Annotated in this window: 18 protein-coding genes, 2 tRNA genes and 1 riboswitch; of the genes, 14 read left to right on the top strand and 6 right to left on the bottom strand. The window is 73.3% G+C overall.

The features are described 5' to 3' along the window. The first annotated feature begins 166 nt into the window (after positions 1-166). Positions 167-3,298: an FG-GAP-like repeat-containing protein gene (locus ACFXGN_RS04045; protein ID WP_384853193.1), complete on the top strand. Its 3,132-nt coding sequence runs from the start codon at positions 167-169 to the stop codon at positions 3,296-3,298. Between the two features lie 263 nt (positions 3,299-3,561). Beyond that, positions 3,562-3,634: transfer RNA gene (locus tag ACFXGN_RS04040), tRNA-Lys, on the top strand. 340 nt (positions 3,635-3,974) lie between these two features. Here ACFXGN_RS04040 and ACFXGN_RS04035 read toward each other — a convergent pair. Genes ACFXGN_RS04035 through ACFXGN_RS04020 form a run of 4 tightly spaced genes read right to left on the bottom strand, consistent with a single transcriptional unit; the run spans position 3,975 to position 8,205 of the window. Beyond that, positions 3,975-4,412 carry an NUDIX domain-containing protein gene (locus ACFXGN_RS04035; RefSeq protein WP_384853190.1) on the bottom strand — a complete coding sequence of 146 codons (438 nt, stop codon included), beginning with the start codon at positions 4,410-4,412 and terminating at the stop codon, positions 3,975-3,977. Positions 4,413-4,458: 46 nt separating this feature from the next. After that, complete coding sequence (locus ACFXGN_RS04030) at positions 4,459-5,250, bottom strand: SDR family NAD(P)-dependent oxidoreductase (RefSeq protein WP_384853187.1); 792 nt, start codon at positions 5,248-5,250, stop codon at positions 4,459-4,461. Continuing rightward, complete coding sequence (locus tag ACFXGN_RS04025) at positions 5,231-6,340, bottom strand: hypothetical protein (RefSeq protein ID WP_384853185.1); 1,110 nt, start codon at positions 6,338-6,340, stop codon at positions 5,231-5,233. The genes ACFXGN_RS04030 and ACFXGN_RS04025 overlap by 20 nt, the downstream gene beginning before the upstream one ends. Next, positions 6,337-8,205 carry a nucleotidyltransferase domain-containing protein gene (locus ACFXGN_RS04020; RefSeq protein WP_384853182.1) on the bottom strand — a complete coding sequence of 623 codons (1,869 nt, stop codon included), beginning with the start codon at positions 8,203-8,205 and terminating at the stop codon, positions 6,337-6,339. The genes ACFXGN_RS04025 and ACFXGN_RS04020 overlap by 4 nt, the downstream gene beginning before the upstream one ends. A gap of 325 nt (positions 8,206-8,530) precedes the next feature. Here ACFXGN_RS04020 and ACFXGN_RS04015 point away from each other — a divergent pair, with 325 nt between their 5' ends. The 12 genes from ACFXGN_RS04015 (at position 8,531) to ACFXGN_RS03960 (ending at position 22,376) form a co-directional block, all read left to right on the top strand. Next, complete coding sequence (locus ACFXGN_RS04015) at positions 8,531-9,850, top strand: tetratricopeptide repeat protein (RefSeq protein ID WP_384853179.1); 1,320 nt, start codon at positions 8,531-8,533, stop codon at positions 9,848-9,850. Positions 9,851-10,777: 927 nt separating this feature from the next. Next, a complete protein-coding gene (locus ACFXGN_RS04010) occupies positions 10,778-12,415 on the top strand; it encodes a diacylglycerol/lipid kinase family protein (RefSeq protein WP_384853177.1) in 1,638 nt (545 codons plus the stop codon). Then, a complete protein-coding gene (locus ACFXGN_RS04005; RefSeq protein ID WP_384853174.1) occupies positions 12,412-13,005 on the top strand; it encodes a phosphatase PAP2 family protein in 594 nt (197 codons plus the stop codon). The genes ACFXGN_RS04010 and ACFXGN_RS04005 overlap by 4 nt, the downstream gene beginning before the upstream one ends. Positions 13,006-13,417: 412 nt before the next feature. Next, positions 13,418-13,909, top strand: coding sequence for a rhodanese-like domain-containing protein (locus tag ACFXGN_RS04000; protein WP_384853171.1), 492 nt, complete (start codon positions 13,418-13,420; stop codon positions 13,907-13,909). Positions 13,910-14,287: 378 nt separating this feature from the next. Then, positions 14,288-14,361: transfer RNA gene (locus ACFXGN_RS03995), tRNA-Met, on the top strand. A gap of 130 nt (positions 14,362-14,491) precedes the next feature. After that, positions 14,492-15,232 carry a MerR family transcriptional regulator gene (locus tag ACFXGN_RS03990; RefSeq protein ID WP_384853169.1) on the top strand — a complete coding sequence of 247 codons (741 nt, stop codon included), beginning with the start codon at positions 14,492-14,494 and terminating at the stop codon, positions 15,230-15,232. A gap of 143 nt (positions 15,233-15,375) precedes the next feature. Continuing rightward, the gene (locus tag ACFXGN_RS03985; protein ID WP_384853166.1) at positions 15,376-15,780 is read left to right on the top strand and encodes a hypothetical protein; all 405 of its coding nucleotides are present in this window, start codon (positions 15,376-15,378) and stop codon (positions 15,778-15,780) included. 63 nt (positions 15,781-15,843) lie between these two features. After that, a complete protein-coding gene (locus ACFXGN_RS03980) occupies positions 15,844-17,088 on the top strand; it encodes a PLP-dependent cysteine synthase family protein (RefSeq protein WP_384853164.1) in 1,245 nt (414 codons plus the stop codon). Next, complete coding sequence (locus tag ACFXGN_RS03975) at positions 17,085-18,320, top strand: MFS transporter (RefSeq protein WP_384853161.1); 1,236 nt, start codon at positions 17,085-17,087, stop codon at positions 18,318-18,320. The genes ACFXGN_RS03980 and ACFXGN_RS03975 overlap by 4 nt, the downstream gene beginning before the upstream one ends. A 277-nt stretch (positions 18,321-18,597) precedes the next feature. Beyond that, positions 18,598-19,806 (top strand): PP2C family protein-serine/threonine phosphatase, encoded by a 1,209-nt coding sequence (locus tag ACFXGN_RS03970; RefSeq protein WP_384853159.1) that lies wholly within the window; start codon positions 18,598-18,600, stop codon positions 19,804-19,806. A 214-nt stretch (positions 19,807-20,020) separates the two neighbouring features. Beyond that, a riboswitch (cyclic di-AMP (ydaO/yuaA leader) is annotated at positions 20,021-20,166 on the top strand. Positions 20,167-20,177: 11 nt separating this feature from the next. Further along, complete coding sequence (locus ACFXGN_RS03965) at positions 20,178-21,284, top strand: M23 family metallopeptidase (RefSeq protein WP_384853156.1); 1,107 nt, start codon at positions 20,178-20,180, stop codon at positions 21,282-21,284. Positions 21,285-21,431: 147 nt separating this feature from the next. Beyond that, positions 21,432-22,376 carry an aldo/keto reductase gene (locus tag ACFXGN_RS03960; RefSeq protein ID WP_384853153.1) on the top strand — a complete coding sequence of 315 codons (945 nt, stop codon included), beginning with the start codon at positions 21,432-21,434 and terminating at the stop codon, positions 22,374-22,376. A 176-nt stretch (positions 22,377-22,552) separates the two neighbouring features. On the opposite strand, the gene ACFXGN_RS03955 is transcribed toward ACFXGN_RS03960, so the two are convergent. Together ACFXGN_RS03955 and trmB are read right to left on the bottom strand one after the other, a co-directional pair. Further along, entirely contained in the window at positions 22,553-23,884 is a 1,332-nt protein-coding gene (locus ACFXGN_RS03955; protein ID WP_384854469.1) for a PrsW family intramembrane metalloprotease, read from the bottom strand. A gap of 243 nt (positions 23,885-24,127) precedes the next feature. Next, positions 24,128-24,847 (bottom strand): tRNA (guanosine(46)-N7)-methyltransferase TrmB, encoded by a 720-nt coding sequence (trmB, locus tag ACFXGN_RS03950; RefSeq protein WP_384854466.1) that lies wholly within the window; start codon positions 24,845-24,847, stop codon positions 24,128-24,130. Positions 24,848-24,917 lie beyond the last annotated feature (70 nt).

Genomic DNA, 24,917 nt, shown 5'->3' with positions numbered 1-24,917 from the left:
GCCCGTACGACCTCGTGTCGTACGGGCCCCGATTCGTACCCCCGTACGACCGGATACGCTCGGCCGATCGACGCGGGGGAGACGCGGGGGAGCGCCGGCCAGGGGGCCCGGCGAAGGCTCTCCCCTCCGCCCCGCACAGCAGGTCACCCCCGGGGAGGGACCCCTCTTGTCTCGTTTCACGCGCGCGCGGCGACCCCGTGCGCGGATCGCCGTCCTGACCACCGCGCTGCTCGCCTCCGGGGCCGGTCTCGCGCCCTTCGCGACGGCGGCGCCGACCGCCGGGACCGACCGGTTCGACCGGCTCGCCATCACGCCCAACCCCCGGACCGTGCCCCGGCACGACACCGTCCTCTCCGCCGGCCCGACCGGCTACGCGCACGCGCCCGAGGACGCCGACGAGTCCTTCGGCGACGGCGTGGTGTGGACCGACCTCACGACCGGCACGGACACCCCGCTCGGCGCGGGCGCGGGCAACGGCACCTTCGCCGACTTCGGGACCGGCGGCCGGTACGCGTACGCCCAGCCCGGCATCGGCATCCACGTCCTGCGGGACCTCGTCACCGGCACCCAGCGCCCGCTCGACATGCCCCGCGACGCGAGCTACCGGGGGCTGCTCGGCGACACCCTGCTCTTCCAGCGGTACGCCTCCGCCGACGACTTCGGCACCACCACCGGCTACTACCTGCTCCGCGCCGACGATCCGGCGGCACCGCCCGTGGAGGTCACCGGCTGGCCCGCCGACGCCCAGCCGCACCGCGCGCGGCTCGCCGCCGGGGACGCCACCACGGCCGTGATCCGCTTCGGACGCTCCCCCGACCCGTACGCGTACGACTTCACCGACCTCGGTCTCGTCGACCTGCGGACCGGCGTGATGACCGTGGTCCCGGCGCCCACCTCCTCCCGGGAGGTGCTCGTCGCCCCGGTCGCGGTCAGCCCCGACCGGTTCGCCTGGGTGGACCGCGACCGGACCGTGCACCTGCGCGACCGGACCGACCCGACCGGCGCCGAGCGCGCCTTCGCCCTGCCGGAGGACCTCTCCGCAGCCCGGATCGGGATCGTCGGGGACTGGGTCCTCGCCCTCGGCGAGGCGTCCGGCACCGACGCCTCCCTGCGGCGGGAGCTCGTCGCGCTCCACCCCGACGGACGGCGGCAGCGACTGCTGAGCGCCGCCGAGGACCGGCTGACCCAGATCACCGGCGGCGGCACCGCCGTCGTCGGCGGCACCTCCGCCACCGACTGGTCCCTCCTCAAGGCCGTCCCCGGCAAGGGCGGCGGCGCCCCGGTCCTGGAGAAGCTCCGCCGGATCGAGCCGCTGGCGGCCAGGACCGACGGGATCGCGTTCGGCGCGGGCCGCCTCACCACCCTGGAGCAGGACGGGCCGGGGGGCCGGGGCTTCTACGGCCGGACCCTGTCCGTCGGCCCCGTCCACGGCGGACAGTCCGCCCCGGTGTGGCAGGGCGTCGAGAAGGACGCCGAGCAGCGGCCGACCCCGCTCTTCGACAGCGGCGACGGCCGTACCGTCTCCTACCCCCGCATCCCGTACACCGACCGGGCGGTCGTCTCCCGCGCCGCCGACGGCCGGACGACCCGGGTCGCCGTCGGCCAGGACGGCCGGATCGCCGACGCCTTCGGCCGCTGGACGGTCTTCCAGACCGGCACCCCCTCCTTCCCCGGGCAGCTCGTCGGCGACGGGCAGACCGTCGTCGTGGACACCGACGCCTCGAAGGTGCTGTCCCGGCGGACGCAGACCGCCGCCGCCCTGTGGGGCGACACCCTGTTCACCGGTACAGGGGCCACCGGCGAGGTCGCCCGCGAGGACCTCGCCACCGGCAAGGGCCTCGGCAAGGTCGCGACCGGCTCCGGCTGCCCCCTGACGGAGCTCCAGGCGGCGGGCGGTCGCTGGCTGTACTGGGCCTGCGGCTCGTACGCCAAGCAGGGCGTCGTGGACCTGAAGAGCGGCGCCAGGATCACCCTGCCCCGCTCGTACGGCGAGGGCGGTCTCCTCGGCGACGGCTACTACGTGGACCTGAACGGCTCCTCGCTCCGGCTGGTCGACTTCACCTCCGGCCGTGCGGTGGTGAGCGGCCTCACCGACTCCGCCCCGGTGCACGGGTCCCGCCGCGAGGCATGGGCCGTGGACCGCTTCGGCGGTGGCGTCGCCTACAAGGACGCCGACGGACTCGTCCACGTGGTGTGGCCCGGCATCGCCACCTCCGACCTGACCGCCGCCTCGGCGAGGACTCCGGGCAGCGCACGGGTCCAGGACGGCTGGAAGACGTCCTGGGCGCTCTCCAAGCCCGCGTCGATCTGGCGGCTGACGGTCCGTGACCCGTACACCGGGGCGGCCGTCCGCTCCTTCGGCGGCCAGGAGACCCGCGACCGGATCGAGGCCGTCTGGGACGGCCGGACCTCGGCGGGCAAGCTCGCGGCCAACGGCCCGTACACCTGGGACCTGACGGCGAGCACCGCCGACGGCAAGGGCCGCGACCTGGTGCTCTCCGGCACGGTCACCCTCACCGGCGGCACGCCCGGACGGCGGGACCTGGCCGGGAACGACCGGCAGGGCGACCTGCTGGCGACGGACGCGGCGGGGCAGGTGTCGATGTACCGGGGCAACGCGTTCGGCGGTCTGGCGGCCCGCGTCACCGGTACCGGCGCGAAGTTCGCGAAGGGCACCGTCCTGGTGCCCTTCGGCGATGTGAACGGCGACGGCTGCGCGGACGTCCTGGCCAAGGTGGGCGACCAGCTCCGCGCGTACCGCCCCGGCTGCGGCGCGGTGGTGTCGGCGTCGTCGCCGTACACGACGATCGGCTCGGGCTGGGGCCAGTACGACGTCCTGACCTCCCCCGGCGACGTGAACGGGGACGGATACACCGACCTGATCGCCCGCCAGACGTCCACGGGGGACATGTACTTCTACGCCGGTACGGCCGACCACCGGGTGAAGAGCCGGGTCAGGACCGGCACGAACTGGAAGCTGTACAAGAAGATCGTGGGCGCGGGCGACCTGAACGGCGACGGCCGCGGCGACCTCCTCGGCGTGGACGGCGCGGGCGTGCTGTGGCGGTACTACGGCACGGCCACCGGCGGCGTCACGGCCCGGGTGCGGGTCGGCGGCGGCTGGGGCGTGTACACGTCCCTGGCGGGCGTCGGTGACGTCTCCGGCGACGGCCGCACGGACCTGGTCGCCCGCGACACCGGCGGCGCGCTGTACGCGTACCACGGCACGGGCGGCGGCCTGTACGGCGGCCGGGTGCTCCTCGGCGGCGGCTGGAACGTCTTCACGTCCTTGTTCTGAGCCCGAGTTCTGACCCCGAGCGGGCGGCGTGATCCGGGGCGGGCGGCGGTGGGCCGCTGCCCGCCCTGGACCCGACCCGGCGGGGGCGGACGGCTGGAACGTCCCCGTGTCCCGGCTCCGACCCCGAACGGTCGGCGGCGACCGGGACGGACGACGACCCACCACCCGCCCCGGCCTCCACCCCACGGCACGAGACCCCCGTGTCGGATACCCGATCGGTTCCGGGTGCCTCTCGGGCTATGCTGCACGGGTGTGCTGTCCACGGGCCATTAGCTCAATTGGCAGAGCAGCGGACTTTTAATCCGTTGGTTGTCGGTTCGAGTCCGACATGGCCTACTGCTCGCGGGTGGAGGTTAACCCTCTGACCTGCTACTTAGCGCCTCGATTGGCTTCGGCTGATCGGGGCGCTCCGTCGTTCGGGGCAGGTGGGTGAGCGGACGGGCCTCGTGCTTCTACAGGAAGAGGCCGAATTCGTTCAGGACGTCAGGTCGAACTGCTTGAGCCAGTTCGGGTCCGCGTCGGCGACCGTGGCGACCCAAGTGGCGAGTCCTACTCGGCCCATCGCCCGTGGTTCCTCTTGTCTTCGCGGAGCCTGAGGAGAGGCAGCACGTGGCAATGTCCTCAGGGCCGACTCGTCTCGGAATGGGCCCTGAGGCGTGTTGACGTACTCGACGGCTCAGAGCGATGCCTCGACTCCGAGGCTTCCGGCGCCGATGGCTTCCCGCAGGACGTGGGCGATCTCCTCGGGCTTGAGGTCGATGCCGTCGAGCCCCTCCACGGTCAGCGGGATCTCCTCCAGCGCGTACTCACCGCGGCCCTCGGCACTGAACTCGGGGCCGGTGCGGTCGTCGAAGGACCAGGTCGCGATGCGGGCGAGGTAGAAGAGCTGGCGCTCGTCGTCGGACTCCATCGTGTGGAAGAGGCGGACGATGTCGGCCTTCCCCGCGATCTCCTCGTGGATCTCCCGGTGGAGTGCGGCCTCCCGGGACGCGTCGCCGGGCTCGACGCCGCCGCCGGGCAGGACCCAGTACTCGGGGATGCCGGGCCGGGTGCGGCGGATGACCAGCATCGTGTCGTCCGCTGTGACGAGGACTGCGCGGACTCGTTCGATCATTTCGGTTCGTCTCCTTGCTTGTCGCCGGGTCTGCTTGTCGGCGGTCTCAGTGGAGCAGCCAGCCGCCGTCGACGTGGACGGACTGCCCCGTGATGAACGAGGCGGAGGGGCTCACGAGGAACGCCACCAGGGCCGCGACATCTTCGGGCCGGCCACGGCGTGGGACGCACTGGCGCTTGATCTGGTCCTCCGGCCGCGCGCGGTGCCGGGCGGGGAGGGCGTTCTCGGCCTCGACCTGGATGGCGCCGGGCATGACCGTGTTGACGCAGATCCCGTACGGGCCCAGTTCGCGGGCGAGGGAGCGGGTCAGGCCGAGGAGTCCGGCCTTCGCGGTGCTGTACGCGACGAGGTTCGTCCGGCCGACGCGGGCGTTGACGCTGCCGATGTTCACGATCCGGCCCCAGCGGCGTTCGATCATGCCGGGGGTGAGTGCGTGGCAGGTGCGGTAGTGGGCGGTGAGGTTCACGTCGAGGGAGTGGTTCCAAGCGGCCTCGTCGGTGTCCTGCCAGGCGACGCGGGGGTAGGCGCCCGCGTTGTTCACCAGGATGTCGACGGGGCCGATCTCGGCACGGACGAGGTCGGCCATGGTCCGGACGGAGCCCGGGTCGGTCAGGTCGGCGTTGACCGCGATCCCGGGGCTGCCCGCGCGCTCGAAAGCGGTGAGCAGGGTGTGGGCGTCGGGGTCCTGGCCGAGGTGGTTGATCGCGACGGTCGCTCCGGCGGTGGCGAGCGCCCGCCCGATCTCGGCACCGATGCCGGTGGCCCCGCCGGTGACGAGGGCGGTGCGGCCTTGGAGCGGCCGGGTCCGGAGAGGGGTCTCAAGCAGGTGCAGGGACATTGCTGCTCCGTTCACCAGGGTGGGGGGCCGACGCGGTGGTGAAGAAGGTGTCGAGCGTCGTGAGCGGGTCTTGGCTCTCAGCGAGCTTGATCAGGACGAGCAGGAGGTCGTGTCCGGTCAGCCGGGAGGGCGGGACGACACCGAGGATGCGCAGGGCGAGGAAGGCACGGATGTCCTCCAGACCGCTGCCGCGCTCGCCGCCGAGGCCCTCCAGGGCGCGGGTGAGGGCCGCGCCCCGGCCGGGGCCGGTGTTCCAGGAGTACCGGACGTCGATGTGCCGACTGCTCCGGTGCAGTTCCAGGTGCTCGATGCGCGGGCGGGTCGGGGGAGGCAGGGAGAGGCGGAGGGTGCGGGCGTAGACGTCGTGCTGGTAGCGGGGGACGAGCCAGCCGCCCAGGGCCATCAGGTACCAGAGCAGGTTGGCGGCCTCGCCCGCGATGGTGTTGCGGCCGGCGAACTCGAAGTCGAGCCAGCACAGCGGGTCGGCGATGTTGGGTTCTGTGGGGTCGCCCTGCGTCAGACCGGCGAGCCTGCGACGGTCGGGGGCCAAGGTGTGGCGGAGGCTGTCGATGATGTCGGCGACGTTCAGCCTCAGCTGTCTGCCGTTGGCGGTGAGGGTGAAGTCGGCCAGCTCCCGGAGGGTGAGGGTCGTATCGGTGTGGGGCAGGGTGAGCGGCAGGTCGTGGCGCAGGTACCAGCGGTCCAGTCGGCCGCCGGGACGGATGCGGTCGAGGGAGAGGTCCGGGACGCACTCGGCCAGCGGCACGCTCCTCCCGGTCTCCTCGGCCGCTGCCCGCAGGTCGGCGCAGACGCCGTCCACGAGGCGTTCCAGGCGGGGCCGCACGGCCGGGTCGCGGTCGGCGAGGGCGATCACGTCGCCCAGGAGCAGCTCGCACCGGCCGGTGGCGAAGACGTCCTCGTATACGAAGAGCCGCCGCCCGTCCGGCAGCGCGATCTGTCCGCGGAGAGCCGGGACCGCGAGGCGTGAGGCGAGCCGTGCCCATCCCTTCGCCTCGGCTTCGGCCCGCTCGCGGGTACCCACCGGCTTGTGGAAGACGTCCGTCGTCGGCACGAGCCGTGGGGCGCTCACCGTGTCTCCCGGGGAAGGGTGTCCAGCCACGCCTGGAGGACGGTGCGGGCGAGCGCTTCGGCGGCGGATCGGTCCGTGCGGGCCCTGATCGCCATCGTCGTGTCCTGCCGTCCGGCGTCGAGGAGGACGGTGAGGGCGTCGCTGTCCGAAGAACACTCGATCCCGCTGAAGCGGAGCTGGATCTTCGAGAGCAGCGCGGTGACCTTGTAGAGGGCGCGGAGGTCGGGGGCTCCCTTGAGGAGCTGACGGCGGATCTCGACGGCGGCCTGGATGCCGTCGCGCAGGCTCACGGCGACGTCGGTGGCCGCGTCCGGAGCGGGCAGGGTCAGCCCGGGGGTGACCCACAGGGGGACCAGCGCCCCGCTGCCGATGAGCGCGAGGACGTGGAGGAGCCGGGAGGTGACGGCACCGGCCCGGCACTCGGCCCGGGTCAGTACGGTCATGCCCAGCTTGACCCCACCGAGTTCGGCTTCCAAGTCCGCGAGGATCTGACGCATCTCGTCGAGGGAGGAGGTGTCGGCCACGACGAGGACGTCGAGATCGCTCCAGCCGTGCTGGTACTTGCCCCGGGCGCCGCTGCCGGTGACGACCAGCAGGTCGATCAACGGTCGCAGGCCGGTGGCGCGGTCGAGGAACTCGGCCAGGTAGGACTCCAGGTGCACGGGGAGTCCGAGCGCGTTGACCGGCATGGTGGAGGGCTGGTGCTCCGGCCAGCGGCGGTCGAGCGCGATGCGGTCAAGGCGTCGCTCCAGCTCCAGGCGCGGCCCGTCGTTGCCGATGACCTCGTGGGTGAGGGAGACGATCTTGTCCGCACCTCGTGCGCTCTTGACGCGGTCGCGGTCGGTGACGTCCTGAGCCCCGGCGGTGCCCCGCCGGGTGCGGGTGGCCTCGGAGGCGTCCAGGTAGACGATGGTGAGCTGAGGTCCGAGCATCCGGGCGAGTTCGGCGGTCGATTCGACGTCGTGCAGCGACTCGATGCTGACGGAGTCGAGGAAGTGGTGGGCCTGGCAGAAGCGGTCAAGGGCGTCCACGATCAGCTCGGCCTGTACGACCGGTCCCAGCCGGTACGGGTCGTGGATCCCCGCCCGGCCGGCTGCTTCCTCGATGAGGTGACCGATCTTGAGGCGGGCGTGGCCGTGCTGCGTGCGCAGGTACTCGCCGGTCGTGCTCTTGCCGCTCTCCGACATGCCGCCCAGCGCGGTGACGTGGACTCCAGCCAGAGCCCGGCGGGGTACGTCCGGGTGTAAGGGCGACAGGAGTCGGCGCACCTCGTCCTGGACGGCGATGGTGGGCCGGTCGCCGATGCGGATCGTCATCGGGAAGCGCCCGCCGTCCACGAGCCGGTTGATCTGCTCGTGGAGATGGCGCTGGTACGCCGCGTAGGTGCCGGTGACGGTCGCCTCGTGGGCCAGGCTCCGGCGGGCGCCTTCCTCCGGGTCGTCGCAGTGCAGGAGGACGAGGGCGTGCTCGCCCTTCTCGGCGGCGCGCAGGTCGGTCCCGTACGGGGCCAGCAGGAGGCGGGCCCGGTCCGCGGCCTGCTCGGCGCCCAGGTCCTCCCGTACGGCGACCGTGGCGGCGAGGGACGCCTCCAGCATCGGGATGCCCCGGTCCAGCAGGCGCACCGGCGCGGAGAAGGAGTGCCGGGAGCGTTCCAGATAGGAAGCGGCGAGGACGTCGGCGACCTCCTCGACCGGTCCGGCCTCGAACCACCAGCGGGCCGTGCCGTCGGCCTTGATGGCGGCCCAGCGGGGGTCGTAGCGGTCGAGCGGTCCCGCGGAGGTCGCGGCCCGGCCCATGCGCCGGGCGAGGATCCCGATCTGTTTGGTCTTCCCGGTGTTGTCGGGGCCGCTGAAAGCGACGGACACGGGGTGGGGGTACGTGTCGCTGTCGTACGGACTGGACATCGGCTTCCCTTCGCTGGGTGCGGAGAGCGGGCAGGCGGGCGAAGCACCGTGGAAGGCCTGCGGTGGGAGGCGGGCTCGTGCGGGTCCGCGTGCTGTCCGTGGGATCGCCACCGTCGGTTCCTCTCACGTGTCCGGACAGGCGCCAACAGGCCCTGGAAAGAGCCGGTTCGAGCCATTCGGAGATCTGCGGGGTGATGTTCAGTCAACGGCGGTCCGCACTCCCGGGACAGGGCCCAGGGTGTAGTCCTGCGTAATCCCGCGTAATCCAGGTGGGGAGGGTGACGGGGTGCCGAGAAACCCGGCCGTCGCGGAGCTGATCAAGCGGGCCTGCCGGGAACGGGGCTGGGGGCCTTCGGAGTTGGCTCGTGCCCTCGGTCTCGCCGAATGCGGTGACCCGCGCCGTCTGCAGCGCCAGCACGCCCGACGATGGATCGAGGGCGAACGGACTCCCGGCCACTGGTGGCCCTACATCGCGCAGGTGCTGGGGCTGGACCCCGAGGCGATCAACCTTCCGGAGCCCATGCCTGCGGCACTCCGCGCAGATACCGTTGCATCAGTCCTGCACCTGGGAAGGAGCGACGTGGAACGTCGGGAGTTCATCCTCGCCTCCAGCGGATACGCGTTGTCCGCACTCGGCCTGCCCGACATGGACAGCATCACCCGCCGGACCAAGACCGCCCTTCCCGGAGCCGTCCGCGTCGGCCAGGGCGAGGTGGCCGCCGTACGTCACATGGTCAAGGCGCTCGGTGACTCCGCCTCCGAACTCGGCGGCGGGCACGCCCGCCACCTGGCCGTCCGCTACCTCACCCAGGACGTCGCCCCCTGGCTGGAAGGCCGCTTCAGCGAAACCACAGGCCGTGACCTGTTCGCGGCGACCTCCCAGCTCGTGCACCTCGCCGGCTGGATGGCCCAGGACGAAGGCGACACCCCCGAACTGCGCGGGCTCGCCCAGCGCTACTACGCGCACTCCTTCCGCCTTGCGGCCGAAGCCGGTGACCCGGAGCTGTCGGCGACGGCTCTCCGCGGTCTCGCCGTGCAGTGCGCCGACCTTGGCTACCGCGCCGAGGCCGTCCAGCTCGGCGAAGCCTGCGTGGACTACGGCCGCGACCTCGACAACCCGCGTGCCGTCGCCTACTACGAGGCGACCCTCGCCAACGCCGCCGCTCAGGACGACGACCGCCGCATGGCCACCAAGCACCTCGCCCTGTCCGAGGCGGCCATCGGCAAGTCGGCCGCCGCGCCCGGCGATTCCTGGGCCGCCCACTACTCCCCCGGCCGCTGGGCCCACGAATCCGGCATGATCCTCTCCCGCCTGGGCGACCTCGACGCCGCCGAGGAGCATCTCCACCTCGCCCTCGACATCCACGGCCTCGACCGCCGCCGCACCCGTGCCATCGTCCTCGCCGACCTCGGCGGCGTCCGCCTCCGCCAGGGTGACGTCGACGGAGCCATGGCCACCTGGCGCGACTTCCTCGACTGCGCCGACGGCATCCGCTCGGTGAAGGTCCAGGCCGCACTCCAGGACATGCGGGTCCGCCTGCGCCGGTACGACGGAGTCCCGGAGGCCCAAGAGCTACGTGAGCGGGCAGCGCGGTTCGCTGCCTGAATCAGATACAACCCACCCAATCGATTGCCAACGAGGTGCACTGCAGGGCACCAGTTCAGCTACTCCCCCGACTCATCGGCGGAAAAGCTGCGCTTCCAGCTCATATCCACGATCTGTCCTTCCCGTCGAACCAGCCAGCTGCGGGTCCCGCTGACCAGCGTGATTCCTCCGCGTAGCGCTCCAGCGTGTCCGGGAAGAGGCTCCGATCGGGAAACTACCGGCGGCGTGGCAAACGGAGAGCCACTGGGAGCCGACCTGCTCCCCAATCCTCCGCGGTACAGTCCGAGCCCACTGCCCACCAGACGTGACCACAAACGACGGGATGTCTCGCGGGCCCGACGACGACGGTGGGTCACAGCGCCGTCCGTGCGTGAGCGACGCGTGAGGGGGCGTTCCCCGGTACAGCCCGGTTCCGGCCGGATCGTGCGGCACCGCTCACCTTGTCTGGCAAGACATCTCCGGACGGAGTACACCTTCCGGCATCCCCCACTCGGACCCGGCCAGGACTTTTATCCGTTGGTTGTGGGTTCGAGTGCCACACGGCCTACCAGGCACGGGGCGGGCGCGAGCCTGTGACCTGTGACCTGTGAGGAAGCGCTTCCTCGTCGGAGGGCTCGGAGGTCGGTCATGCTGGGTGAGCGGTGCGTGGACGGAAGCGGCGGTCAAGGCGTCGGGTGTCTGGAGCTGGTGGTGTCATCGGCCTGGACGAGGGGGGTTTCGCGGTGGGTGAGTGGGGGCGCCACCCCGGCACGGGGGCGGCGGGATGCCGCCTCGGTCCGCCGGACGGGGTGCCGGGTGTTCGCTTCGCTCAACCCGGTGAGGCATGTCCCGCGTTGTACGGGTAGGAGAGTGACGGTGCCGGGTCGGAAGGGTTCCCCGGGGCGCGGTGCCGGGTGGCGTGGGGGAATCTGGGCGGGGACGCCGTACATGGTGGAGGTGGGGTCGGTGACGGAGAGCGGATCCGGTGATCCGGTGGGGGAGGCCAGACTGCTGGCCCGGTGCGCGCTGGGTGCCGCGGCGGCCAGTGCCGTCGTGCTGCTGGCCGGGCTCGGCGCCGGGGGGCTGCTGATCCTGTTCAGCGGGCTCGTCGGGCTCGCCTGTTCGGCCGTGGGCCTCTGGTGGTTCCTCGCGCACCGGGGGACCTTGCGCATCCTCGGCGCGCTCCTCGCGGTCGGCGCGCCCCTCGCCGTCCTCAGCCTCTACGTCGTCGGCGGGCTGTGGCTGATCGCGCTCGTCGCCCTCGCCCTGTGGGCCGGGGCGGCGCTCTGCGGGCGGGCCTCGCTGCGCCGTCTGCGGGCGGCGCGCGGCGACGGCGGGCGGACCGACCGGGCGCGCGGCGAGCGGCGGCCCCGGCCCCGGAAGCCCGTCCTGATCATGAACCCGAAGTCCGGGGGCGGGAAGGTCGGCCGGTTCGGGCTCGTCGAGCGCGCCGAACGCCTCGGCGCCCGGGTGATCCTGATCGACCCCTCCGTCGAGACCGACGTCGCCGCCCTTGCCCGTCGGGCCGTCGCCGACGGCGCCGATCTGCTCGGGGTGGCGGGCGGTGACGGCACCCAGGCGCTCGTCGCCGCCGTGGCCGCCGAGCACGACCTGCCGTTCCTCGTCGTCTCGGCGGGAACCCGCAACCACTTCGCCCTCGACCTCGGCCTCGACCGGGTCGACCCGGCGAACTGCCTCGACGCGCTCGTCGACGGCGAGGAACTCCGCGTCGACCTGGGCTGGGTCTCCGGCCGCCCCTTCGTCAACACGGTCTCCTTCGGCGTGTACGCGGACGTCGTCCAGCGCCCCGAGTACCGCGACGCGAAGGCGGGCACCGCGTTCGACGCCCTGCCCGACCTGCTCCAGGGCGGCGAGGGCGACCGGCTCGACGCCCTCGTGGACGGCGCCCCGCTCCCGGCCCAGCAGGCCCTGCTCGTCAGCAACAACCCGTACGTCGCGCCCGACCCGTTCGGCGCGGCCACGCCACGGCGTCCCCGGCTCGACGGCGGCACGCTGGGCGTGATCGGCGTCCGCGTCGACGGCGCCGCGCAGGCCGCGGAACTGGCGGTACGGGGTACCCAGGCGACCGGCCTGAACGTCCTTACCGCGACCCGCGTCGAGGTCACGGGCAAGGCGGAGGCGCCGACGGCCCCCAGACCCGGCCTCTTCTCGGGCCCCGGCCCGGCACCCGGGTCCGCTCCCGGCCCGGACTCCGGCGGGTCGTCCGACCCCGGTCGGGGGCCCGCGTCCGGTTCCGCGTCCGGTTCCGCGTCCGGTACCGGGGGTGGTTCCAGGGGTGGTTCCGGGGGCGGCGCCGACTCCCGTACCGACTCCGAATCCCGTACGGAATCCCGTACCAGCTCCGGGACCGGCTCCACCTCCACCTCCATCGCCGTCGCCGTCGACGGTGAGGCGCTGGTCATGGACACCCCCGTCGTCTGTGTGCTCCGGCCCCGGGCGCTGCGGGTGCTCGTACCGAGGTACCGGCCCGGGGCCGCGGACCCCCAGCCGCCCATGGACTGGCGGCGCGTCGTCCGGCTCGCCTTCCCCCCGACCCATCACCCCGCATCGAGGAGCGGCACATGACCGGCACCACCGGAACGACCACGACCCGACCCCTCCGGGCGGTCCTCCGGGATCTCCGCGCGCTCGACGGAGCCGTGTACGCGGCCGTCGCCGCCACTCCCACGCCCACGCTCGACACGGGCCTGCGCAGGCTCTCCACCACCGCGAACCACTCCAAGATCTCCTTCGCGGTGGCGGGCGCGCTGGCCCTCTTCCCCGGGCGTCCGCGCCGGGCGGCGCTCGCCGGTCTCGGGGCCGTCGCGGTGGCCTCGGCCTCGGCGAACCTGTTCGGGAAGCGGCTGGTCCGCAGGTCGCGCCCGGACCGTGAAGCGGCCCGGGTGGTGGCGGGCCGGCACGTGCCGATGCCGGACTCGGCGTCGTTCCCGTCCGGGCACACCGCGTCGGCGGTCGCCTTCGCCACCGCCGTGGGCGTGGTGCTGCCCCCGGCGGCGGTCCCCCTCCAGGTGCTCGCGATGGCTGTGGGCTACTCCCGGGTCCACACGGGCGTGCACTATCCCGGTGACGTCGCCGCGGGCGCGGTCCTCGGCATGGGCAGCGCCGTCGTGTCCCTGGCGGTCGGCGCGTCCCTGCCGCGCACCTGGAGGAAGTGACCGGCCCTCAGGGACCCCCCAGGGATTCCTGAAGGACCCCTCAGGGGACCCTTCAGGGGCTCCCATCTCGTCGGGCCCCAGCCCTGCCGGGCCCCAGCCCTGCCGGGCCCCAGCCCCCCCGTTTGCGTACCGCCCCCCATGCCCTCATGGCGGATCGGACCGCGCCGATGTGTACGGGCGGGCGGCGGCGGTGCTCGTGGCGTGGGCGACGGCTCCGGCCCCCCGGACAGGCCCGGCCCTCGGCCCTGCCCCGGCCCGGTCCCGTCCGGTGGGGTCCGTTCCGGCTCGTTCCGGTCCGGTGCGTGAGATCCACGCCGCCTCGGGGTGAACGCCCGGGATTCCCCGGCCGGTGGCCCCGATCGCCGTGGATCGTCGCTTCAGCCCGGTGGTCGCCGTCCGTAGATTGATCGCCATGACGACGACATCGACGCAGGTCAACCCCGTTCTCCGGACCCCGCCGGCCTCGCCCGCCGCCGCTGCCGCGTACTTCTCCGCGAGCCTGGCCTTCCACGCGGACGTCTCCGATGTGGCGTCCGCGCTGGCCACCGCCGCGGCCGACGGCACCGACCCGGGCTTCGTGGTGATCGACTCGCGCTCGACCGCCTCGTGGGACCAGGGGCACGTGCCCGGCGCGACCCATCTGCCGACCGCGCTGATCGCCGAGCAGGCCGAGCGGCTGCTCGACCGGGCGGTGCCGGTGGTCACGTACTGCTGGGGTCCCGGCTGCAACGGCGCCGCGCGCGCCGCGCTGGCCCTCGCCGAGCGGGGCTTCCAGGTCAAGGAGATGCTCGGCGGCTTCGAGTACTGGGTGCGGGAGGGCTTCGCGTACGAGACGTGGGAGGGCCCCGCGGAGAAGACCGCGGACCCGCTCACGGCACCGGTCGAGGGCGAGTGCGGCTGCTGACACCGGTCGACGGCCGGTGACCCGTGCGGGGCCCCGGGGCGCCGGTGCGGACGGCCTCGGCGGCCGGTGCTGATGTCGGCCGGTGGCCGGTACGGACGGCCCCCGGTGGCCGGTGCGGGGCGCCCCCGGGTGGTCGGTGCCGGTGCGGGCGGCCCCGTGATCGGTGCTGACCTCGGCCTGTGGCCGGTGCGGGCGGCCCCGTGTCCGGTGCTGACCTCCGTCGGCGGTCGGTGCTGAAACCCCTGGTGACCAGGGCGGATGCCCCCGTCCGCCGGTGCCGGGCCGCTGCTCGCCGGTGTCGGCGGTGCCCGTTCCGTGGTGCCGGTGGAGTCCGATTTCCGGATCGCCCCGGTCATGACGTAGAGTCGTGTTTACCGACGCGGGGTGGAGCAGCTCGGTAGCTCGCTGGGCTCATAACCCAGAGGTCGCAGGTTCAAATCCTGTCCCCGCTACTCAGTAGCAGCGAAGGCCCGGATCCAGTCACTGGATCCGGGCCTTCGTCGTGTGCGCCCTCGGGGTCGCGCCCCGCCCCGCCCGCGCGGGCTTGACCTTTACGCGGCGTCAAGTTCTAGCGTTCTCGGCATGGAGTGGTCGATCCAAGAGGTCGCCAGGAAAGCGGGCACCACCAGCCGCACCCTCCGGCACTACGGAGAGCGCGGACTGCTGGAGCCGAGCCGGATCGGCGCGAACGGTTACCGGTACTACGACCAGGACGCGCTGGTACGGCTCCAGCGCATCCTGCTGCTGCGCGAGCTGGGGCTCTCGCTGCCCGCCATCGCCGAGGTCCTCGCGGGTCAGCGGGACACGGCGGCGGCCCTGCGGACCCATCTCGCGCTCCTGGAGCAGGAGCGCGAGCTGCTGGGGCGCCGGATCGCGTCCGTACGGACCACTCTCGACAGGACCGAGAAGGGAGAGGAACTCATGGCAGACGAAGTGTTCGACGGTTTCGACCACACGGTGCACGAGAAGGAGGTCACCGAGCGCTGGGGGCGTGGCGCCTACGAGAAGGGCGACCGGTGGTGGCGGGGGCTCGGCGAGGAGGAGCGCAAGGCGTTCCTCGGCGAGCAGAAGGGCATCGCCCGGGACTTCGCGCGAGCCCTGGCGGACGGGCTCGCCGCCGGTGACGACGCGGTGCAGGAGATCGCGCGGCGCCAGGTCGTCTGGCTCTCGGCGACCACGGTCCCGACCAAGGAGTACGTGATCGGTCTCGGCCGTATGTACGTCGACGACCCGCGCTTCGCCGCCCACTACGACCAGCACGGCGAGGGCACCGCCGTCCTGGTCCGGGACGCGCTGGAGATCTACGCGGAGCGCAACCTCTAGCCGGAGGGCCGGACGCGCCGGAGGCGCGGAGCCGGACGGCTCCGGCAGCCGGAAGTCCCGGAAGCACCGGAAGTAAACGGTGTCCAAAACCGCGCCCGCCGTTTTGCGGGCGGGCGGTGTCCCATCGTAGTGTCGCGCACACCATGAGTGACGACACTGTGACGGACGTGCATCGGCGGGCGCCCGCCGATGTGCACCGGAGGGCGCCTGCCCTCCTCGTCCTCCTCGCGCTCCTCGCGCTCGTCGTCAGCGTCTGCCACGGTGCGCAGGGGCACATACTGCCCTCGTCAGGTGCCGGGGCCACGGTCTCCGCGCCCGTCCTGCCGCACGGCTGCGAGCAGTCGGGGAGCGGCTGGTCCTTCGACGCCCACCTCCCCGCGCAGTACTCCGCCGCCTCCTTGGCCACACCCGACGCGGGCGGAGCCGTCCTCCTGCCGTACGCCCCCGTCCCCGGCACCGACCCCCGCGCGCGGTGCGTCCGGGGCCGGGCGGGCCCCGGCCCCCAGCCCGGCAGGCTGCTGATCGCCCTCGGAGTGGACCGGAACTGAGCCGGGTCCCGCCTCACGCGTGACCAGGTTCCTTCCCCATGCCATCCCAAGGACGTATCCGTCATGAGCACCTCGCTGCCCGGCACCACCTTGTCCGCGACCTCCCCGGTCGCACCCGTCCCCCCGGTCTCCGGGGCGACCCGGACCTCCCCGGGCCCCGTGGCATCCCCGCCGTCCCCGTCACCCCTTCCGTCCCCGTCACCCCTTTCGCCTTCGGCGCCCCTTTCGTCTTCGTCCCCCGGCTCCCCCACGGCTCCGCTGCCGCCCACGGACCGGACGCTGCCCGGGGGGCTGCTGCCGCTCGCCGAGCAGACCGTCGGCAACACGCCCGTCCTGTGGACCGACGACGGCTACTGGGCCAAGCTCGAGGGCTTCAACTTCGGCGGCATCAAGGACCGTGCTGCCCTCCACATGGTCGAGCGGGCGCGTCGGCGCGGAGAGCTGCGGCCCGGCGCCCCGATCGTCGAGTCGACCTCGGGGACCCTCGGGCTCGGGCTCGCCCTCGCCGGGGTGCTGCACGGCCACCCCGTGCACGTCGTCACCGACCCCGGGCTCGAACCGATCGTCGAGCGGATGCTCGTCGCCCACGGCGCCCGCGTCCACGTCGTGCCGGAGCCGAGCCCGCACGGCGGCTGGCAGCAGGCCCGGATGGACCGGGTCACCGAACTCCTCGGGTCCCTCGACGGGGCCTGGTGGCCCAACCAGTACGGGAACCCCGACAACCCCGAGGCCTACACCGGGCTCGCGGCCGAACTGTCCGGGCAGCTCGACCGGATCGACGTGCTCGTCTGCGCGGTCGGCACCGGCGGCCACTCGGGCGGCATCGCCCGCGCCCTGCGCGCCACCAGCAGCCCCGCCCTCGAACTCGTCGGCGTCGACTCCATCGGCTCCACCGTCTTCGGACTGCCCGCGGGGGAGCGGCTGATGCGCGGCCTCGGCTCCTCCATCCACCCGGGCAACGTGGACCACGGGGCCTTCGACGAGGTCCACTGGGTGGGCCCCGCCGAGGCGGTACGGGCGGCCCGCCGCCTGGCCTCGCACCACTTCGCGACCGGCGGCTGGAGCGTCGGCGCGGTGGCGCTCGTCGCCGGCTGGCTGGCCCGCACCCGGCCGCGCGGCACCCGGATCGCGGCCGTCTTCCCCGATGGCCCGCAGCGGTACTTCGACACCGTCTTCAACGACGAGTTCTGCGCCGCGCACGGCCTGCTCGACGGGCCCGTACGGGAGGACCCGGCCGGGTACGAGGACGGCATGTCCGTCGACGGCTGGACCCGCAGGGCCATGGACCGGGCGGGACGGAACCGTTGAGCACCACGACCGACCCCGCCCCGGGCCCCGCGAAGGCGGCCCGGGGCGGGGTGTGGAAGCAGAGCCGGAGCTTCGAACCGGCCGTCCGGCTCCTCTTCCTCAACCAGCTCACCATCAACCTCGGCTTCTACATGCTCATGCCGTACCTCGCCGCGCACCTCGCGGACGGGCTCGGCATGGCCGCCTGGGCGGTCGGGCTCGTCCTCGGCGCCAGGAACCTGTCCCAGCAGGGGATGTTCCTGGTCGGCGGGGCGCTCGCCGACCGGTTCGGCTTCAAGCCGCTCATCGTGGCGGGCTGCGCGCTGCGGACGGCCGGGTTCGGGGCGCTCGCGTTCGCCCAGTCGCTGCCGATGCTGATCGCCGCCTCCCTGGCGACGGGCCTCGCGGGGGCCCTGTTCAACCCCGCCGTCCGCGCCTGCCTCGCGGCGGAGGCGGGCGAGGAGCGCCGGGTGGAGGCCTTCGCCCTGTTCAACGTCTACTACCAGGCGGGCATCCTGCTCGGGCCGCTCGTCGGGGTGGCCCTGACAGGGGTGTCGTTCCAGCTGACGTGCCTGGTGGCGGCGGTGCTGTTCGCCGTACTGACCCTGGTGCAGCTCCGGTACATGCCCGTGAGGGCGGGGAAGGACGCGCGGGAGACCGGGGACGGGGAAGGGCGGGGGCAGTTCCGCACGGTCCTCTCCCACCGGACCTTCTGGCTCTTCTCGCTCGCCATGACCGGCTCGTACGTGCTGTCCTTCCAGGTCTATCTGGCGCTGCCGCTCGCGGCGGGCGGGACGGGGCCCACGACGGCGCTCTTCGTCGTCTCGGCGCTGGTCGCGCTGGCCGGACAGCTGCGGATCACCGCCTGGTGCAAGCGGCGGCTGAGCCGGGAGCGGTGCCTGGTCCTCGGGCTCGCCCTGATGGGCGGGGCGTTCCTGCTCCCGGCGGCCCTGGGCCGGGGCCTGCCGGGGCTGCTGCTCTGCGCGGCGGTCCTGGCCGTGGCGAACGCGGTGCTCTACCCGTACGAGATGGACACGGTCGTCGCGCTGGCCAAGGGCCGTTGGGTGGCCACCCACTACGGGCTCTACAACACCGTGTGCGGGATCGGGATCACCCTGGGGAACCTGGGGACGGGCGCACTGCTCGACGTGACCGGCTGGTCGGCGGTGCCGTGGCTGGCGCTGTGCGCGGTGGGCCTGGTGTGCGCGGGGGCGATGGCCCTGCTGTCCCGTGGGGGACGGCTGAGGGTGTGAGGGGCCTTAAGGGCCCTTAGGGGCCTAAAGTCTCTTAAGGTCCGTAAGACCACTAAGGCGCCTTAGGGCCCGTAAGGCACCTAAGACCCCTAAGACCCGTAAGGGCTGGCCTCCGTAGTCCTGCTCTCGGGGTTCTCCGGGGGCCTCCCGTTCCGGTCCGTACCGACCCTCCGTAAGCCAGTCGGCCCCCGGGGGTCGCCGCCAGGCCCGGCGGCGGCCACCCTGGGAGGGCGCGGTACGGGGCCGCGGCCGGTACGGACCGGGCAGGAGAGCACAGGTGGGGCACCCCCTGAGAGCGGCGGGCGGCGGATGGCGGGGCGACGACGGGCTTCCGTACGGGCGCGCCCGGCGGTTCATCCGCGCCCTGCCCCCGCTGATCATCCTGGGCGGGGCCGTCTACGACATCCTGACCCCGCCCGAGTACACGGCCGCGCCGCTGTTCTCCGCCGCCCCGCTGATCGCCGCGCCCTTCTTCTCCACCCTGACGACCCTGCTCACCGGGATCGCCGCCGTCCTGGCCTCCGCCGGGCTGCACCTCTACAACGACACCGCGAGCCGCATCCCGGCCCTCACCGAGACCCTGACCGTCGCCACGGTCTCCGCGCTCGCCCTCCTCATCAACCGGGTCGTGCGCCGCAGCGGCGAACGGCTCGCCTCGGCGCGGGTCATCGCCGAGACCGTGCAGCGGGCCGTGCTCCCGACGCCCGCCGAGCGGATCGGAGGACTCCAGTGCGCGGCCCGTTACGAGGCGGCGCACGCGGGCGCGTTCATCGGCGGCGACCTGTACGCCGTCCAGGACACCCCCTACGGGGTGCGGCTGGTGGTGGGGGACGTCCGGGGCAAGGGGATGGAGGCGGTCGAGGCCGTAGCCGTGGTCATCGGGGCCTTCCGGGAGGCGGCCGAGCAGGAACGGAACCTGGAGGGCGTGGCCCGCCGTCTCGAAAGGGCGCTGGCCCGGGAGGGCACCCGGAGAGAGGGCATCGACGCCTTCGAGGGGTTCACCACCGCCGTCCTGGCCGAGATCCCGCGCGGGGACGGCAACGGCACCTTCGACGGTTTCGTACGGATGGTCAACCGGGGGCATCCGCCGCCGCTGCTGCTGCACGGGGACGGGCGCCTCGACCTCCTGGAGCCGCCCGAGCCCGCGCTGCCCCTCGGCATGGGCGAGCTGGCGAGCTGGCCGGACCGGGCCGACGCGCGGCCCTTCCCGCCGGGCGCGACCCTGCTCTTCTACACCGACGGCCTCTCGGAGGCGCGGAACGCGGCGGGCGTCTTCTACGACCCGGGGGCGCGGCTCCTGGGCCGGATCTTCCCGGGACCCGAGGAACTCCTGGACGCGCTGGTGGACGACGTACGGCTGCACACGGGCGGTGGATCGACGGACGACATGGCCCTGCTCGCGGTGAGCCGCCCGGCGGCGGGGCAGCAGGCGAGGCGGCGGACGATGCCGGTGGTGCCGCCGGGCAGACCCGGTCACCGGCCGTAGTGACCGGGTGTAGTCACCGGGTGTCGCTGCGATAACAATTGACACAACGTCAGATCTCGTCGGCTCCGCCGGTCTCCGTCGAAGCGCGGTCAACTCCCCCGATTTCCCCTCATTCCTGTTAATGATCAAGAGGGACGGCTTGGAATCGAGCGCCCCTGTCTATTAACGTTCGATAACGCAGCGCGGTCGTCCCAGCCGTCGCAAGAGGCGGCACCGTGCGCACGCGCCGAATCCCGAAAGGGAACCGGGGAACCACCACTTGGGGTGAATCGGGCCCTTCGCACCCGTGCGACCGGCCCGTAGGAGACCTTCCTGCTCCGAACCCGTCAGCTAACCCGGTAGGCGAGAAGGAAGGAAAGGAGCGCGCCCCCGTGGCGTCCCACACTCCCGTACCCGAAACCCCCTTCGACGCCTTCGGCGGTGGCTCGGCTCCCGCCGCCCCCGGGACCGAGTGGAACCCGACCGAGGACACCCTCCGCGCCCAGAACCGCTCCGGCGGCCGGCACCGGGTCGTCAAGCAGCGCTCCAACTTCGCCCGTTCCTCCACGGTCCTCGGCGTCGGCGTCATCGCCGCGGTCGGCGCGGGCGGCCTCGCCACCGCGCAGGAGAAGCCGAAGGTCGCGATATCCCTGCCGGACCTCCCGGACGCCCACGACCTCCCCCTCGTCGGCGACCTCCTCCCCGAGGAGGACCACGAGACGGTCCCCGTCGCCCGTGCCAACCCGCACCCGCTGACCGCCTCCTACACCTCCGTCGACGAGCAGCCGGGCACCGCCACCGCCGTATCGGCTGAGCGGACCGTCACGGCCGCGAGCGCCACCGGCGACGCGGGCGAGGCCCTGCGCGCCCGCATCCTCCAGCAGGCCGAACAGCAGCAGGTCTCCGCCGACGCCGCCGAGAAGGCCGCCGCGGAGAAGGCGGCGGCCGAGAAGGCGGCGGCGGAGGCGCGGACCAAGGCCGAGGCCGCGAAGAAGGCGGTCGCCGAGGCGAAGGCCAAGGCCGAGGCGGAAGCGAAGGCGAAGGCGGAAGCAGCCGCCGAGGCGAAGGCGGAGGCCGAGCGCCTCGCCCGGCTCGCCGCGAGCTACTCGCTGCCGGTCTCCTCGTACACCCTCACCGCCACCTATCTGCAGTCCGGCTCGATGTGGTCCTCCGGCCAGCACACCGGCCTCGACTTCGCCGCCCCCACCGGGACCCCGGTCAAGGCGGTGCACGGCGGCACCATCAAGTCGGCGGGCTGGTCCGGCTCGTACGGCTACCGGATCGTCCTGGAACTGCCCGACGGCAGCGAGGTCTGGTACTGCCACCTCTCGTCCATGACGGTCGGCGCGGGCCAGTCCGTCGGCACCGGCGAGACCATCGGCCGCGTCGGCGCCACCGGCAACGTCACCGGCGCCCACCTCCACATGGAGGTCCACACCCCCGGCGGCAGCGGCGTCGACCCGGCCGCCTGGCTCCGCTCCAAGGGCCTGTCGCTCTGACCGCGCCCCCGTCCCGGAACGCTCCGGGACGGGACCCGGCGTCCTCGGTGCCGGTCCCTCCCGGGCGGCACCGGCACCGGTCCCTCCCGGGCGGCACCGTCCGGGCGGGACCGGAATACTCCGGGGCGGGCGGAAGTTGAGCGTCCCATGACTTCTCTCCGCCCGCTGGGCAGTTCCGACCTGCGCGTCTTCCCGCTCGCCCTCGGCGGCAACGTCTTCGGCTGGACCGCCGACGAAGCGCAGTCCTTCGCGGTCCTCGACGCCTACGCGGCGGCGGGCGGCAACTTCGTCGACTCGGCCGACTCCTACTCCGCCTGGGTCGAGGGCAACGAGGGCGGCGAGTCCGAGACGGTCATCGGCCGCTGGCTCGCCTCCCGGGGCAACCGCGACGACATCGTCGTCGCCACCAAGGTCGGCGCCCACCCGCGGTTCAAGGGCCTCTCCGCGAGCACCATCAAGGCGGGTGCCGAAGCCTCCCTGCGCCGCCTCGGCACCGACCGCGTCGACCTCTACTACACCCACTTCGACGACGAGACGGTCCCCGTGGAGGAGATCGTCACCGCCCTCGACCAACTGGTGAAGGAGGGCAAGGTGCGGGCCGTCGCCGCCTCCAACATCTCCCCGGAGCGGCTGCGCGCCTCCCTCGACTTCGCCGAGTCCGAGGGCCTCACCCGGTACGTGGCCCTCCAGCCGCACTACAACCTGGTCTCCCGCGACACCTACGAGGGCCCCCTCCTGGAGACCGTCGAGCGGGCCGGGCTCTCCGCCGTCCCGTACTACGGCCTCGCCGCGGGCTTCCTCACCGGCAAGTACCGCCCCGGCTCCACCGTCGACAGCGTCCGCGCCACCGGGGCGGGCGGGCACCTGGACACCGAGCGCGGCCGGGCCGTCCTCTCCGCGCTCGACACCGTCGCCGAGGCGCACGGCGCCGAACCGGCCACCGTCGCCCTCGCCTGGCTCGCCGCCCGCCCGACCGTCGCCGCCCCGATCGCCTCGGCGCGGACCGTCGAGCAGGTCCCGGCGCTGGTGGCCGCCGCCGGGCTCACCCTCTCGGAGACCGAGCTGAAGCTGCTCACGGAGGCGTCCGCCTGACGGGCGCGCGGAAGCCCCCGGTCCGGCGTTCCACCGGGCCGGGGGCTTCCCGTACCCCCGTCGGAACGGGCACGTGCCGTACGCCGTTCCGTCGTTCTCCCGCAAAGGTACGCGCGGCCGGGACCCCGCGGTCCGTCCCACGGGGGCGGGGACGTCCCGGGACGGGAGGCGGGCGGTCAGCCCCGGTACGGGTTGTAGCCGTCGTAGTCCAGGTACTGCGGCGGCGACCAGGCCCGGCCGGTCGCCCGCGCCGCGTGGGTGAGCGCCGGGGACGCGATCCGCCGCCGCTGCCAGAGGTGATGGAGCAGCTCCTGCTCGCGGGCGGCGAAATCGGGCCCGGCCGTCCCCCGCCGGGCCCGGTCCCGCAGGAACGCCAGGGCCGTGGCGAACGACTCGTACTCGCCGACGGTCCGCGCGGCCGACGGCCCGTACGCGCGGGCGGCGAAGGAGCGGGCCAGCCGCCGGGCGCGCATCGAGGAGAGCGCCGGGGGCTCGGCGGGGGAGAGCCAGCCCGCCGCCGCGTACGCCGGGAGCTCCCCGGAGACCGTGCGCAGCTCGCGCTGCCGGCTCCACAGCGCGAGCCAGGTCAGCAGGGCGAAGACCGGGACCATCAGCACCCCGTACACCGCGAAGAACGCCAGCGGGCCGCCGAAGGTGGCCGAGCCGTTCCAGGCGGCGTGCAGTCCCATGGCGAGCAGCAGCCCGACGAGCGGGAGCAGCACCTTCCGCGGCCGTCTTCCGCGCGGGGCGAGCGCGGCCAGACCGAAGCCGACGCCGGTGAGCACGGTGAACAGCGGGTGCGCGAAGGGCGACATGACGACCCGGACGAAGAAGGTCGCGGCGGTCACCGAGCCCAGCCCGGCGGAGCCGAAGGCCTGGTCCTCGCCGAAGGCGTTGCCGAGGTAGAGGATGTTCTCGGTGAAGGCGAAGCCGGTCGCGGTGAATCCGGCGATCACGACACCGTCGACGAGCCCGCCGAAGTTCCGCCGCCGGAAGAGGAAGAGCAGCAGGATCGCCACCGCCTTCGCGCTCTCCTCCACGACGGGTGCGACGACCGTCGCGCCGAGCGTGTCCGCCGAGTCGGGGTCGGCGGTGGCGGTCGCGATCCAGCGGACCGCGAAGGAGTTCGCCAGGATCGCGACGAGCGCGGCGGCGAAGGCGCCCCACGCGAACGCGAAGAGCAGGTTCTTCCAGGGGCCTGGCTCGACCCGGTCGAGCCAGCGGAAGGCGGCCATGAGCAGCGGTACGGGAAGCACGGCGAGGCCCAGACCGACGAGGAAGCCCTGGGTGCCGGTCTGCTCACGGACCAGGGCCAGGATGACCAGGGCGCAGGTCGTGAGGACGATGACGACCACGACGGCCCGGAACAGCCTGCTCCGCCAGAAGTCCCGGCGCGGCCGGTAGCGCCACTGGGACCGGTCGGCGGCGGCCGGGAAGGCCGGTTCCTCGGTGTCCCGGTGGGGGACGGGAGCGGCCTCGGACGCGGCGTCCGCCGTGGTCTCCGCCAGGGCGTCCGCCGTGGCCTCCGCTGTGGTGGGGACGGGGTTCGACACGTCAGCGACCCTAACGACCGGCACCGACACAGGGCGAGGCGATTCCGTGGACAGGATCACGTCGAACGGGTGACCGGGCGTACCGGGACCACTGGGACCGCCGGGACCGCCGGGGCCGGGCGGCCGGTCCCGGCGGTCCCAGTAGGCCTGGCGGTCCCGGTCCCGGTCCCGGTCCGGGCCGATCCCGGCCCCGTCCGGCTACTTCCGGCGGAAGAGGACGTCGTGCACGACGTGGCCCTTGTCCAGGCCCTGTCCCTCGAAGCGGGTGACCGGGCGGAAGTCGGGGCGGGGCGCGTACCCGCCGTCGGCCCGCGTGTTCTCGAAGTCGGGGTGCGCGGAGAGCACCTCCAGCATCTGCTCCGCGTACTCCTCCCAGTCCGTCGCGCAGTGCAGTACGGCGCCGGGCTTCATCCGGGTCGCGAGCAGGGTGAGGAACTCGGCCTGGATCAGCCGCCGCTTGTGGTGGCGGGCCTTGGGCCACGGGTCGGGGAAGTAGACCCGGCAGCCGTCGAGGGCGTCCTCCGCCAGCATCTCGCGGAGCAGGATGATCGCGTCGCCGTTGGCGACCCGCACGTTCGTCAGGCCGTTGCGGTCGGCGAGGCCCAGCAGATTGCCCTGGCCGGGGGTGTGCACGTCCACGGCGAGGATGCCGGTGCCGGGGTCCGCCGCCGCCATCTGCGCGGTCGCCTCGCCCATGCCGAAACCGATCTCCAGGACGACCGGGAGACCGTCGAACATCTCGCCCAGGTCGAGGACCCGCTTGCCGTCGATGTCGAGACCCCAGTCGGGCCAGCGCTTCAGCATGGCCTCGGCCTGCCCGTACGTGACACGGCTGCGGCGCGGCTGGAAGCTCCGGATGCGCCGCTCGTGGTGGGCGCCCGCAGGGTCGGGCAGGGGTCCCTCGCCGGGGGCGAACATCCTGCTGCCCCGCCGCGCGGGCTGGACGGCTTCGGCGGGCGCGGCGGCGGGCTGTGGGGTGTTCTCTGGC

The sequence above is a fragment of the Streptomyces sp. NPDC059247 genome (genome assembly GCF_042754005.1).
In the GTDB taxonomy this organism is placed as follows: Bacteria; Actinomycetota; Actinomycetes; order Streptomycetales; family Streptomycetaceae; genus Streptomyces.
This window is presented reverse-complemented; position numbering and strand designations above follow the sequence as displayed.